The organism is Lysobacter sp. GQ73, from assembly GCF_059758755.1.
The window spans coordinates 122,252-135,383 of sequence record NZ_JCAXEE010000002.1 but is presented as its reverse complement, the minus strand read 5'-3'; the positions used below and the strand labels follow the sequence as shown (position 1 = coordinate 135,383).

At 68.2% G+C, this 13,132-nt stretch carries 12 protein-coding genes; 8 read left to right on the top strand and 4 right to left on the bottom strand.

What is annotated here, in order from left to right; translation table 11 throughout:
- Positions 1 to 2: 2 nt before the first annotated feature.
- Positions 3 to 731, top strand: a complete 729-nt coding sequence (locus AC6CH2_RS05520; protein ID WP_498268315.1) for a GH25 family lysozyme — start codon at positions 3 to 5, stop codon at positions 729 to 731.
- Between the two features lie 1,092 nt (positions 732 to 1,823).
- On the opposite strand, the gene AC6CH2_RS05515 is transcribed toward AC6CH2_RS05520, so the two are convergent.
- A complete protein-coding gene (locus AC6CH2_RS05515) occupies positions 1,824 to 2,756 on the bottom strand; it encodes a carbohydrate kinase family protein (protein ID WP_435397129.1) in 933 nt (310 codons plus the stop codon).
- A gap of 379 nt (positions 2,757 to 3,135) precedes the next feature.
- On the opposite strand from AC6CH2_RS05515, the gene AC6CH2_RS05510 reads away from it, so the two are divergent.
- The 5 genes from AC6CH2_RS05510 (at position 3,136) to rodA (ending at position 9,287) form a co-directional block, all read left to right on the top strand.
- Positions 3,136 to 4,182: a rod shape-determining protein gene (locus AC6CH2_RS05510; protein ID WP_031372079.1), complete on the top strand. Its 1,047-nt coding sequence runs from the start codon at positions 3,136 to 3,138 to the stop codon at positions 4,180 to 4,182.
- Positions 4,183 to 4,355: 173 nt separating this feature from the next.
- A complete protein-coding gene (gene mreC / locus AC6CH2_RS05505) occupies positions 4,356 to 5,471 on the top strand; it encodes a rod shape-determining protein MreC (RefSeq protein ID WP_498268314.1) in 1,116 nt (371 codons plus the stop codon).
- Positions 5,468 to 5,953, top strand: coding sequence for a rod shape-determining protein MreD (gene mreD, locus AC6CH2_RS05500; protein ID WP_435397404.1), 486 nt, complete (start codon positions 5,468 to 5,470; stop codon positions 5,951 to 5,953). The genes mreC and mreD overlap by 4 nt, the downstream gene beginning before the upstream one ends.
- Positions 5,953 to 8,175 (top strand): penicillin-binding protein 2, encoded by a 2,223-nt coding sequence (gene mrdA / locus AC6CH2_RS05495; protein ID WP_498268313.1) that lies wholly within the window; start codon positions 5,953 to 5,955, stop codon positions 8,173 to 8,175. Before mreD ends, mrdA begins: the two co-directional genes overlap by 1 nt.
- Entirely contained in the window at positions 8,172 to 9,287 is a 1,116-nt protein-coding gene (gene rodA, locus AC6CH2_RS05490; RefSeq protein ID WP_498268312.1) for a rod shape-determining protein RodA, read from the top strand. Before mrdA ends, rodA begins: the two co-directional genes overlap by 4 nt.
- Positions 9,288 to 9,418: 131 nt before the next feature.
- On the opposite strand, the gene AC6CH2_RS05485 is transcribed toward rodA, so the two are convergent.
- On the bottom strand, positions 9,419 to 10,228 hold the full coding sequence (locus AC6CH2_RS05485; protein WP_498268311.1) for a type I restriction enzyme HsdR N-terminal domain-containing protein: 810 nt from the start codon (positions 10,226 to 10,228) through the stop codon (positions 9,419 to 9,421).
- 117 nt (positions 10,229 to 10,345) lie between these two features.
- On the bottom strand, positions 10,346 to 10,846 hold the full coding sequence (locus AC6CH2_RS05480; protein WP_498268310.1) for a hypothetical protein: 501 nt from the start codon (positions 10,844 to 10,846) through the stop codon (positions 10,346 to 10,348).
- Between the two features lie 214 nt (positions 10,847 to 11,060).
- Here AC6CH2_RS05480 and AC6CH2_RS05475 point away from each other — a divergent pair, with 214 nt between their 5' ends.
- Positions 11,061 to 11,459, top strand: coding sequence for a type II toxin-antitoxin system PemK/MazF family toxin (locus AC6CH2_RS05475; protein ID WP_498268309.1), 399 nt, complete (start codon positions 11,061 to 11,063; stop codon positions 11,457 to 11,459).
- Between the two features lie 50 nt (positions 11,460 to 11,509).
- Here AC6CH2_RS05475 and AC6CH2_RS05470 read toward each other — a convergent pair whose 3' ends face one another.
- Positions 11,510 to 12,415, bottom strand: coding sequence for a LysR family transcriptional regulator (locus tag AC6CH2_RS05470; RefSeq protein ID WP_498268308.1), 906 nt, complete (start codon positions 12,413 to 12,415; stop codon positions 11,510 to 11,512).
- A gap of 92 nt (positions 12,416 to 12,507) precedes the next feature.
- On the opposite strand from AC6CH2_RS05470, the gene AC6CH2_RS05465 reads away from it, so the two are divergent.
- Entirely contained in the window at positions 12,508 to 13,098 is a 591-nt protein-coding gene (locus tag AC6CH2_RS05465) for a DUF1989 domain-containing protein (RefSeq protein WP_498268307.1), read from the top strand.
- Positions 13,099 to 13,132 lie beyond the last annotated feature (34 nt).

The window sequence follows — 13,132 nt, the reverse complement described above, 5'->3', positions numbered from 1 at the left end:
GCATGAGGCGCCTCAAGAAGCTGCTCGCCTGGTTGTCGGCATCGGCATTGTTGGCTGCCGCTGTGGCCGCAGTTGGATGGTGGGGTTTCCTGCATTGGCAGCCCGACCGCGAGCGCTATCCCTTGCGTGGCATCGACGTGTCGCATCATCAGGGCGAGATCGATTGGACCGCGGTGGCGCGCGACGACGTCGCATTCGCCTACCTCAAGGCCAGCGAAGGCGGCGACCATCGCGACCGTCTGTTTGCGGCGAATTGGCGTGCGTCGCGTGCGGCCGGGATCGCGACCGGCGCCTATCACTTCTTCACCTTCTGCCGTAGCGGCGCCGAGCAGGCGCGCAACTTCATCGCCGCCGTGCCGGTCGAGACCGACGCCTTGCCGCCGGCGGTCGACCTGGAATTCGGCGGCAACTGCGGCGCGCGCCCGGACGGCGTGGCGATGCGCGTCGAGCTCGACGCTTTCCTCGCCGGGGTCGAGCGCGCCTATGCGAAGCCGGCGTTGCTGTATGTCACGCCCGAATTCTTCGACGCCTATCGCGAGTCGTTGCCGAAGCGCGCGCTTTGGCGCCGCTCGATCGTCCGCGCGCCTGACACGCGCGCGGCTTGGGCGCTATGGCAGTACCACAACCGCGCCCGTGTCGACGGCATCGTCGGTCCGGTGGATCTCAACGTGTATGCCGCCGACCAGGCCGCGTTCGAGCGTTGGCGCAATCAACCCGCGTTGTCGCCCTGAGGCTAGGGCGACGTCGGTAGCGACTGCGACCTCGCATTGACGTCGTTGCTGCAGTTGCGCGTCGCGGCTTGCGCCGCTCCTACCCGGGTGGTGCGCGGCAATCTTGGGTCGCGACTTACGTCGCTCCTACACAAGCCTGGAGAGAGCAGGGAAGCGGAGCCTCTAAGCCCGCGTGCGATCCCCTGTAGGAGCGACGCGAGTCGCGACTGCGACCTCGCATTGGCGTCGTTGCTGCAGTTGCGTGCCGCGGCTTGCGCCGCTCCTACCCGGGTGGCGCGGGGCAATCTTGGGTCGCGACTTACCTCGCTCCTACACAAGCCTGGAGAGAGCAGGGAAGCGGAACCTCTAAGCCCGCGTGCGATCCCCTGTAGGAGCGACGTGAGTCGCGACTGCGACCTCGCATTGGCGCCGTGGCTGCGGATGCGTGTCGCGGCTTGCGCCGCTCCTACCCGGGTGGGTGCGCGGCGATCTTGGGTCGCGACTTACGTCGCTCTACACAAGCCTGGAGAGAGCAGGGAAGCGGAGCCTCTAAGCCTGCGTGCGATCCCCTGTAGGAGCGACGTGAGTCGCGACTGCGACCTCGCATTGGCGTCGTTGCAGCAGTTGCGTGTCGCGGCTTGCGCCGCTCCTACCCGGGTGGGAGCGGCGATCTTGGGTCGCGACTTACGTCGCTCCTACACAAGCCTGGAGAGAGCAGGGAAGCGGAACCTCTAAGCCCGCGTGCGATCCCCTGTAGGAGCGACGTGAGTCGCGACTGCGACCTCGCATTGGCGCCGTGGCTGCGGATGCGTGTCGCGGCTTGCGCCGCTCCTACCCGGGTGGGAGCGGCGATCTTGGGTCGCGACTTACGTCGCTCCGACACAGGCAGCGAGAACGTGCAGAGGGAGTCGATGCGGAAACGAAAAATCCCGGCCTGGGCCGGGATTTCCGTGTCGAATGCGGCAAAGGCTGGGTCAGATCACGGAGAACCGTTCAACAATTCCCGAACCCCGAACCCCGAACCCCGAACCCCGAACCCCGAACCCCGAACCCCGAGTCCGAATCCCGAATCCCGAGTCCCGAGTCCCGCACCCCGATCCCCGAGCCCCAACCTTAAAGCGCATACCCGAACTGCTGGCGGAACTGCTCGGCGAATTCGTCGTAGTCGAAGCGCTGGTTCTGAGTGCCGGGGTGTTCGACTTTCAGCGCGCCCATCAGGTTGCTCATGCGGCCGACGGTCAGCCAGTCGTAACCCTTCTCGATGCCGAAGATCAGGCCGGCGCGGAAGGCGTCGCCGCAGCCGGTCGGGTCGGTCACGCGGCGCTCGTGCGCCGGCGGGATGTCGTAGCTCTTCTCGGGCGTGTGGATCTGCGAGCCGTGCGGGCCGCGGGTGGTGATGTAGGCCTTGACCCGCTGCACGATGTCCTTCTCGCTCCAGCCGGTGCGTTCCTGCAGCAGGTTGGACTCGTAGTCGTTGACGGTGACGTAGTCGGCCTGCTCGATGAAATGGCGCAGTTCTTCGCCGTTGAACAACGGCATCGCCTGGCCCGGATCGAAGATGAAGGGAATGCCGGCTTCGGCGAACTCGGTCGCGTTCTGCAGCATGCCTTCGCGGCCGTCGGGGCTGACGATGCCGAAGCTCACGTCCTTCACGTCGCGCACGTGGTTCTCGTAGGAACGCATCATCGCGCCGGGATGGAAGGCGGTGATCTGGTTGTTGTCGTGGTCGGTGGTGATGAACGCCTGCGGCGTGAACAGCTCCGGGATTTCCTTGACGTGGTCGAGGCGAATCTTCTGGTCGACGAACCACTCGCGATAGGGACCGAAGTCCTGGCCGACGGTCGCCATCGGGATCGGATCGCCGCCGAGCAGCTTGAGGTTGTAGGCGATGTTGCCCGCGCAACCGCCGAACTCGCGGCGCATGCGCGGCACCAGGAACGACACGTTCAAGATATGAACCTTGTCCGGCAGGATGTGGTTCTTGAACTGGTCCGGAAACACCATGATGGTGTCGTAAGCCAGTGAGCCGCAGATCAGCGCAGACATGTTCACCCCAATAAGAAATAGAAAAGCGCGGCGGTCCATCACCGGCCGGCGGCGTAGGGTAGCGGCTGAGGCTGCGCGCGGCCAGTTCCTAATGTGCTTTCGGGGAGCCTGCGACCCGCTCGGCCGGTGCCCCGAGTCCGGGGGCGGGCAGGATGCCGGGCCCGGCCCGGGTCGCCCTCGACCGGGTCCCGGGCGGGTCGGTCCGGGGTGGCCGGGAGGCTCGAAGGAGCCCCCGGCCCAGGGTTATCCCCAGGGTGTCCGGGCCCGCTCCTGAATGGCCCAGTTCGCTCGAAACCGTTGATTTTCCTTGCTCGCAGGGGGGGCGGTTGCTAGGCTAACGCCCCCACTCCGCCCCTACTTTTGACGGCCCAATCCCCCGATGTTCAAGAAGTTTCGCGGCATGTTCTCCAATGACCTGTCCATCGACCTGGGCACGGCCAACACACTTATTTATGTGCGCGGGCAAGGGATTGTCCTGAACGAGCCGTCCGTGGTCGCAGTGCGCCAGGACCGGCTGATCGGCGGAAACCGGACCGTGGCGGCGGTCGGCGGCGAGGCCAAGCAGATGCTCGGCCGCACCCCGGGGCACATCACCACGATCCGGCCGATGAAGGACGGCGTCATCGCCGACTTCACCTACACCGAGGAAATGCTCAAGCATTTCATCCGCAAGGTGCACAAGTCGCGGTTCCTGCGCCCGAGCCCGCGGGTGCTGGTCTGCGTGCCCTGCGGCTCGACCCAGGTCGAGCGCCGCGCGATCAAGGAATCGGCCGAGGAGGCCGGCGCCCGCGAGGTCTACCTGATCGAGGAACCGATGGCCGCGGCGATCGGCGCCGGCATGCCGGTGACCGAGGCGCGCGGCTCGATGGTGGTCGACGTCGGCGGCGGCACCACCGAAGTGGCGGTGATCGCGCTCAACGGCATCGTCTACTCGGCTTCGGTCCGGATCGGCGGCGACCGCTTCGACGAGGCGATCATCAACTACGTGCGCCGCACCTACGGCACCCTGATCGGCGAAGCCACCGCCGAGCGCATCAAGCTCGAGATCGGCTGCGCCTACCCGCAGGAGCGCGCCACGACCATCGAGGTCTCCGGCCGCAACCTCGCCGAGGGCGTGCCGAAGATGATCAAGATCAACTCCAACGAAGTGCTCGAAGCGCTGCGCGAGCCGCTGGCCGGCATCGTCTCGGCGATCCGCCTGGCGCTGGAGCAGACCCCGCCGGAACTGTGCGCCGACGTCGCCGAGCGCGGCATCGTCCTGACCGGCGGCGGCGCGCTGCTGCGCGACCTGGACCGGCTGATCAGCGAGGAAACCGGCCTGCACGTGCAGGTCGCCGACGATCCGCTGACCTGCGTCGCCCGTGGCGGCGGCCGCGCGCTGGAACTGGTCGACATGCACGGCAACGAGTTCTTCGCGCCCGAGTGAAGCCGGGACTGGGGCATCGGGACTCGGCGTTCGCAAGGCCCGCTGTCCCGTTGCCTCGCCCGTCGATTGGTTTGTTTGCGATGGCTGCCATTGAACGCTCGGTGTGCGCAGCGGCCGATCGCGGCAGCCGCACTTCCGAGTCCTGAGTCCCGAGCCCCGAGTCCCGGCCGCCAATGCCTCCCTATGCCGGTCCACCCACCGCAGCCCGTAGCGGCGAAGTCGCCGACACGCTGCGCCTGCTGGCGTACCTGGCTCTGGCGCTGATCCTGATCGTGCTCGACCACCGCGGCGGTTGGCTCAACCAGGCGCGCAAGCAGACCGCACTGTTCGTGGCGCCGCTGTGGGCGGTGGCCGGATGGCCCGGGCGCCTGGTCGAGCGCGTCAGCGACGACGCCGGCACCATGAGCCAGCTCACCGACGAGAACCGCCGCCTGCGCAACGAAGCCCTGGTCAACCAGGCGCGGATGGCGCGGCTGCAATCGGTCGCGGCCGACAACCAGCGCCTGCGCGGCCTGCTCGAAGCGGCCGAGCGCGGCAACCTGGACGTGGTGCTGGCGCCGATCCTCGATATCGACCTCGACCCGACCCGGCAGCGGCTGGTGCTCGACGCCGGCAGCCGCGAGCGGGTCCGGGTCGGCCAGAGCGTGATCGACGCCGGCGGCCTGCTCGGCCAGATCACCGGCATCACCCCTTTGCACGCCAGCGTGCTGCTGATCACCGACGCCTCGCACGCGGTGCCGGTCGCGGTAGCGCGCAACGGCGTGCGCCTGGTCGCTTACGGCGAAGGCCGCAGCGACAGCCTGACCCTGCGCAGCGTGCCCTTGTCGAGCGACGTGCGGATCGGCGACGTGCTGGTGACTTCGGGCCTGGGCGGGCGGTTCCCGTCCGGCTTCCCGGTCGGCACCATCACCGCGCTGCGCCCCGACGACAGCCGCGCCTTCCTGGTCGGCGAGGTGCGCCCGGCCGCCCAGCTCGACCGCGGCCGCGAAGTGCTGGTGCTGCTGTCGTTGCCGCCGACGCCGGCCGACGCCAGCCAGTTCGACAACCAGCCGGCGATGCCTGAGACCGGCCGCGCGCCCGCCGGTGCCGCCGAGGCGGCATCCGCTAACGCCGCGGCGCCGAACACGGCCACCGGCACGCCCGCAGGCACCGGCAACGGTACCGATCGGGCGGCCCGCACCGCCGCGCCGCCAGCCCGCACGCCGGCACAGGCGCCGGCCGTGCGTGCGCCGGCCAGTCGCCCGCCGTCCACCGCACCGACCGCACCCGTCGCCGGAGACGACCGATGACCCGCGCCCGCCACCACTGGGTGTTGCCGGTCAGCCTGATCGCCGCACTGACCCTGAGCCTGCTGCCCTTGCCGCAGCTGTTGCTGCCGCTGCGGCCGTACTGGCTCGGTCTGGTCCTGGCCTACTGGGTGATCGAAGACCCCGACCGGGTGGGCCTCGGCTTCGCCTTCCTGGTCGGCCTGGCCGGCGATCTGGTCTCGGACGGCTTGCTCGGCGAACAGGCCCTGCGCCTGGTGGTGATGGCCTTCATCCTGCAGCGCTTCCGCGCGCGACTGCGGTTCTTCCCGCTGTCGCAGCAAGCCCTCGCGGTCGGCGGCCTGATGCTCAACGACCGCATCGTCAGCTCGGCGATCCACGTGGTCCTGCGCGAGCCGGCGCTGCCGACGGCGTTCTGGCTGTCGCCGCTGGCCGGCATGCTGCTGTGGCCGCTGATCTTCCTGCTGCTCGACGCCCTGCGTCTGGGCAGTTGGCGGAGGCGTTGATGGGCCCGCGCCGCAGCCCGATCAAGAAACGCGTGCTCAAGAACGCCGCCGCCGAGGCGGACCAGTTCCGCGCCCGCGCCGCGATCGCCTTCGCCTTCGTCCTGCTCGGGGTGATCGGCCTGGGCTTCTGGTACTTCCGCCTGCAGGTCTGGCAGCACGACGATTACGCCATGCGCTCGGAGGCCAACCGGGTCAAGCTGCGCCCGGTGGTGCCGGGGCGCGGGCTGATCTACGACCGCCAGGGCCGCATCCTCGCCGACAACGTGCCCGCGTTCCGGATCGAAGTCACTCCCAGCGAAGCCGGCGATAGCAAGGTCTGGCTTCCGCAGCTGGCGCAGGTGGTGGCGCTGACGCCCGAGGAAATCGCGCGCTTCGAGAGCGAGCGCAAAGCCACCCGCGGCTTCAAGCCTATCGTGCTGAAGATGCGGGTCAGCGACGAAGAGGTCGCCGCGTTCGCGGTCGACCGCTGGCGCTTCCCCGGCGTCGAGCTGGTGTCCTACCTCAACCGCCGCTATCCCTACGGCGACTTGTTCGCGCACGTGATCGGCTATGTCGGGCGCATCGACGCCAAGGACGAGGAGGCGATGGGCCAGAACGCCGGCGTGCTGACCCACACCGGCAAGACCGGCCTGGAGCGGTTCTACGACGAACAGTTGCGCGGCCAGATCGGCTACGAGCAGATCGAGACCAACGTCGACGGCCGGCCGATCCGCCAGGTCGGCTACGTCCCGGCCAAGCCCGGCGCCGATCTGCGCCTGAGCATCGACATGGACCTGCAGCAGGCCATGGTCACCGCCTTCGGCGACATGGACGGCTCGGCGGTCGCGGTCGACCCGCGCACCGGCGAAGTGCTGGCGATGGTCAGCCTGCCGAGCTACGACACCAATCTTTTCGTCAACGGCATTTCCAGCGCCGACTACAAGGCGCTGTCGGGCAATCCCTCGCGGCCGCAGTTCAACCGCAACGTGCTCGGCGGCGGCCCACCGGGCTCGACCATGAAGCCGTTCGTCGCCCTGGCCGGCCTCGACAGCGGCCTGCGCCGCGCCGAAGACCGCACCCTGTCCACCGGCGAGTTCCATATCCCCGGGCAGAAGCGCGGCTATCGCGATTCGCACGGCGGCGGCCACGGCTGGGTCGACCTGCGCGAGTCGATCGCCCAGTCGGTCAACACCTACTACTACAAGCTCGCGCTGGAGATGGGCATCGCCCGCTTCGACGAGTACATGACCCGCTACGGCTTCGGCCAGAAGACCGGGATCGACCTGGCGGGCGAGAACGTCGGCATCCTGCCCTCGCCGCAGTGGAAGGCCAAGCGCAGCAAGGAAGGCTGGTACCCGGGCGAGACCGTCATCGCCGGCATCGGCCAAGGCTATTGGGTGGTGACCGCGCTGCAACTCGCGCGCGGCACCGCGGCGATCGCCAACGGCGGCCGCCTGCGGCAACTGCACCTGGTGCGCGAGAGCCGCACCGGCTACGAAGCGCCGTGGCTGCCCAAGCAGGTCGCCGCGCCGACCCTGATCACCGACAACCCCGCGCACCTGCGCGCGGTGCAGGAAGGCATGATCTCGACCATCCACGGCGCGCGCGGCACCGCGCGGGTGATGGAACGCGGCGCGCCGTACCGCATGGCCGGCAAGACCGGCACCGCGCAGAAGATCAGCCGCAAGGGCAACGTCAGCATGAATCCGCATTCGCTGCCGCTGCACCTGCGCCATCAGGCCTTGTTCGTCGGCTATGCGCCGGCCGAAAATCCGACCATCGCGGTCGCGGTGGTGGTCGAGCACGGCGGCTACGGCGGCAGCACCGCCGCGCCGATCGCGCGCAAGATTTTCGACGCCTGGCTGCTCGGCAAGATGCCCGAGCCCTTGCCGGGCAAGAACGACGCGCCGACGGTGCCGAAGCTGGCCGCGGCCGATGCCGCGCCCCCGGTCGAGCCGGCGGCGGCCGCGGAGAGCGAACCCAGGGTCGTGCCGGTCGCGGTCAACGGCGCCTGGGCCGAAAGCGTGGCCGCGGCGAACGCGCTGGTGGCCGCGCAGCCGGGTCGCGCGCCGCAGGTGCTCGAGCGCCGGCCGCTGCTGCGCCCGCATTTGCCGCAGGCGCCGGCCGAGGCCGCGCCGGACGCGGCCGACGACGCTGGCGACGCCTCCGGCGAGCCCGATGCCGCGCCCGTCGCGCCCGGGCCCGCGCCCCCGGTCGCGCCGGCGGCGGAGCCGCGGCGATGAGAGTGATCCTGCGTTATCTATGGGATCTGGCGCAGCGCTTCACCCGCACCCTCGACCTGATGATGTTGGCCGCCTTGCTGGCGCTGATGGCGATCGGCCTGGCGGTGCTGTACAGCGCCGGCGAGCATTCGATGCGCATGGTGATCGCGCAGGGTTCGCGCTTCGGCGTCGGCCTGCTGGCGATGTGGGGCCTGTCGCGCATGCCGCCGTCGCAACTGCGCAACTGGACGCCGCTGATCTACGCGCTGTCGATGATTCCGCTGCTGCTGGTGCTGGTGATCGGCACCGGCAAGCACGGCCGGCACTGGATCGACCTCAAGGTGTTTTATTTCCAGCCGGCCGAGCTGCTCAAGCTGAGCCTGCCGATGATGGTCGCGTGGTACCTCAACCGCGAAGCGCTGCCGCCGAAGCTCAAGACCGTGCTGGTCGCCGGGGCGCTGATCGGCGCGCCGACCGCGCTGATCCTGCTCCAGCCCGACTTCGGCACCGCGATGCTGGTCGGCATCAGCGGCGCCTTCGCCCTGTATCTGGCCGGCCTGCCGTGGTGGTGGTTCGGCGCCGCATTCGGCGCGGTCGCCGCGACCGCGCCGGTGGCCTGGTTCTGGCTGCTGCGGCCCTACCAGAAAGACCGCATCCTGACCTTCCTCAACCCCGAGACCGATCCGCTCGGCACCGGCTGGAACATCATCCAGTCGAAGATCGCGATCGGCGCCGGCGGCATGACCGGCAAGGGCTGGCTGCAAGGCTCGCAGTCGCACCTCAACTACCTGCCCGAGCACACCACCGACTTCATCTTCGCCGTGCTCAGCGAAGAGTTCGGCTGGACCGGCGTGATCGTGGTGCTGGCCCTGTACCTGTTCGTGGTCGGGCGCTGCCTGTGGATCGCCGCCGACGCCCGCGACGGCTATTCGCGATTGATCGCGGGCGCCCTGGGCCTGGCCTTCTTCGTCTACGTCATCGTCAACGGCGGCATGATCTCCGGCCTGCTGCCGGTGGTCGGCGTGCCGATGCCGCTGCTGAGCTACGGCGGCACCTCGGCGGTATCCCTGCTGGCCGGCCTCGGCGTGGTGATGGCGGTGCGCGCGCACCGGCCGGTGCATGGCGGACGATGAGCTGAGCCAAGCACGGCCTCAAACGGCCGCGCGGGTCGTGGACCGCCAATGCCGAGCCACCGCCCAGGACAATTCCACGGCAGCATATCGAGAAGGGCACGTCTTCTCGACTCATCCCTCTGGGCCGGCGGTCAATCGTTAATTGCGATGTCGCCGTTCTCGATGGGCTGGTTGCTCTTTGCAGGTCTGGCGGGAGCCGCGCGGAGCACTGTTTTCGCCGCCTTCGCTATCTTCTTTCGAGCCTCCTCGGCCTTCTCGCCTTCGAGGACCTCGCGCTTGATGACTTCGTTGACCAGCACCGCCTTGATCTGTTCCGAATCGATCCGCACGTCCGGCGACAGCCGACGAAGCTCGCGCCGTATCACATCGAGGACGCTGTCGGCCTGAAGCATTGCGCCCACGAAGAAGCGCGACAGCGCCTGGCGCTGCGTGTGGTACTCGCCCAGTACCGATCGTTGCCAGCCCTCCTTGCACCAGAGGTGGAGCAGCTCGATATCCCGCTCGGTCCGCGGATTCAACGCGCAGAAGTCGATTTCCAGGACAAGTTCCTGGTCGATCGGCTTGGAGAACGTAAGTCGATAGACGCGCCAGGTAATCCCGTTGGTGAGCAGGACCCAGTCGACACCCTGGTTTGCTGCGTAATCGATGGCTTGTTTGACGTGCTGATCTTTCAGCTCAAGGCCGATGGCCTTCACTTCGATCAAGGTCTGAAGTTGGTTGTCGATCTTGATCGCCAGATCGCAGAACGTGCCCCGGATCGAATGCTCGGAAGTCACATCCGAGTATTTGTCGTATCCGAAGACGTCGGCCAGCATGTCCTTGATGATCGTGACCGTATCGGCCTCCCCGACGTCGCGCGCCCGGGCGGCCGCCAATATCGGCTGATAGCGCTTAAGCCCGGCGACGAGCCGTTCTGCGACCTTCTTCGGTACCGTTGCCATTTGAAGCTCCTGAGGCCGAGGGAGGGCCTAACAGGCGGAACGTGAGCCGACGGCAGGATCGGACACCGCTTACTGAATTTGTCCGGTCGACCGGAAAAGCCCGCAGCTTCCGGACAATCAGACGTCGCCGCGTTCCCGGTGGAATTTGTCGATCTTCTCGACTTTGAACCACAGCGCCTCGCCGTGGTCGACGGCGGTCGAGGTGATGACGACGATTTCGTCGTCGGCCCGGAAGGTGTTCATGACGTAGCCGTCGTCCTCTTCGTCGACGATCGGGGTGCCCAGGGCCGCCGCGGTCCGGACCCGGTTGAACTCGAAGTTCAGGCCGTACGGCAACACGCCGGCGAACTTGTCGTTCTGGCCGTTCTGGTGGCGGTTGTAGAAATGGATGCCGCTGAGGATCCAGTGGCCGTCGTCGCGCGGCTCTCCGATCTCCTCGCGATAGACGTCCGCCACGGTGAAGATCAAGGCCAGGCCGAGGTCGTCGAAGTCGAGGTACTGGACCACGTCCGGGCCTTGCGGCCGCTCGATCATGCCGGCGCCGGTGAGGTACCGGGTCAGGCTGGCCTGGGCGGAGGAGTGTCCGAGCAGATCGACGAGTCGCTTGCCATCAATCATGCGCTTGCTCCTCGGTGGGTAGCGGCAGGTCCGGGCTGGCGACTGGAGTCTATGGCAGTTTCCGGCGTCGAGATAGGACGCAGGAAGGTTGGCCTGGATAGGGTTGCGTCCTCGCTCGGGACTCCTCGGTTGGCCGGTCTGGCAGATTGGAAGATGCCGGTCCGGAAGGATTGAAGGTAGTCTGCGGCGTCGAAGTAAGCGGCAATGACGTTTCGTGGACAGAGAAGAACAGGCTTACCTCAGCGTCTTCCGCGGCACCGTGAACCGCGGCGACCTGTTCTGGTTGCCGCCGGACCCGTTCCGGGGCTCGGTGCCGGGCGTCCCGCATCCGCACCTCGTGGTGCAGGACGATCTGTTCAACAACTCGCGGATCAGCACCGTCGTGGTATGCGCCTTGAGCTCCAACATCGGGCGGGTCAGCGAGCCGGGCAACGTGTTGCTGGAACCGGGCGAAGGCGGCTTGCTCAAACAAAGTGTGGTGATCGTTTCGCAGGTGTCGTCGATCTACAAGACGCGCCTGGGCGAGCGCATCGGGGTTCTGTCAGAGGAACGCGTGGCGCAGGTGTTGGCGGGGATGCGTTTGCTGCAGGCGTCGTTCTTCAATCGCGGTTGATATCGGCAGTCGCGCACCTTGGGGCTCGGGCGCTCGGCTTTACCCAATGCTCACACGCTCGTTTTCGCCCCGGCCGACAGTTCCGCCAGCAACGCGCGCACGTTCGGCGTCGCGGTCGATGCGGGACGCGTCAGCGCCTGGATGCGCCGGCTGAGCGGCGCGCCGGCGGCGGTGCGCACCGCCACCGCGCCGGCGCTCGGGAAGTCCAGGCCCAGTCGTGGGATGAAGCCGATCCCCAGGCCGGCGGCGATCATCCGCAGCATCAGGTCGTAGTCGTCGACGGTGTGGCTGATCCGCGGGGCGAAGCCGGCCGCGGCGCAAGCGCGTTCGGCGAGCAGGCCGTCGTCGCTCTGGCGCGAGCCGACGATCCAGTCTTCCTGCGCGAGCCGTTGCAGCGCGACCGTGCCTCGGCTGCGTCGCCAGTGCGGCGGCAGCGCCAGCATCACCGGTTCTTCCAGCAGCGGCCGTGCGTCGAGGCCGGCGAGGTCGGGCCGCGGCACCAGGTTGTAGGCGAAGGTCAGGGCGAGGTGGCAGCGGCCGTCGCGCACCGCTGCGATCGCGTCGGGCGATTCGAGTTCGCGCACCACCACGCGCAGGTCCGGATGGCGTTCGCGTATGCGCAGGATCGCCGGCAGCAGGTGACGCTTGGCATAGCTGGCGAAGCAGGCGACCTGCAATTCGCCTTGCGGGCGCTGATCGGCGCCGCGCAGGTCCAGCGCCGCGGCTTCGACTGCTTGCAGGATCAATTCGGCGTGGGCGGCCAGCCGCTTGCCTTCGGCGGTCAGCTGCACGCGGCGGCCGATCGGTTCGAACAGCGCGACGCGCGCTTCGCGCTCCAGAGTCGCCAATTGCTGCGACACCGCCGACGAGGTCATGCCGCAGGCCTGCGCCACCGCGGTCATGGTGCCGCGGTGGGCGAGCTCGCGCAGCAGGTGAAGTCGGGCCAAGTCGAACATGAAGAAAATCTTACAACTATCTTGAGATTTGCGAAGTAGACCTGCGCAAATCTGCGGGCTAAGGTCGCGGCGGTGTTCGGAGGAGGCGCGGCATGATCGAACGGCAGCGGATCGCAGCGGCGAGCGGCATGGGCCTGCGCTTGCAGCGCGGCCGGTGCCTGCGCGTCGTCGACAGCGAAGGCGGGCAGAGCGGCGACCCGGTCGCCTATTCGGCCGACGGCCGCGAGCGCCTGTCGAACGGGCGCAGCTTCGACTACGGCGGCAGCCTTCGGCTGTCGGCCGGCGCGGTGTTGTGGTCGGACCTGAGCCGGCCGATGCTGCGCATTGTCGAGGACGACGTCGGCCGCCACGATTTCCTGTACGCGGCCTGCAGCGCGCCGATGTACCGAATGCAGTACGGCGCGGTCGGCGATCGCCCCAACTGTCACGACAACTTGTGCGCCGGCTTGCGTTCGCTCGGACTGATGCCGGAGCCGTTGCCGACGTCGTTCAATCTGTTCATGAACGTCGAAATCGAAGCCGACGGGCGCCTGCGCATCGCGCCGCCGCGTTCGCGGGCCGGCGATGCGATCGTGCTGCGCGCCGAAATGGATCTGGCGGTCGCCCTGTCGGCGTGTCCGGCGTCGGCGGCCAACGGCGGCGCTCCGGCGCGCGCGCTGGCCTACGAACTGTTCGACGGCTGAGGCCGCCCCTGCATCGCATCCGACCGCCGCGCAT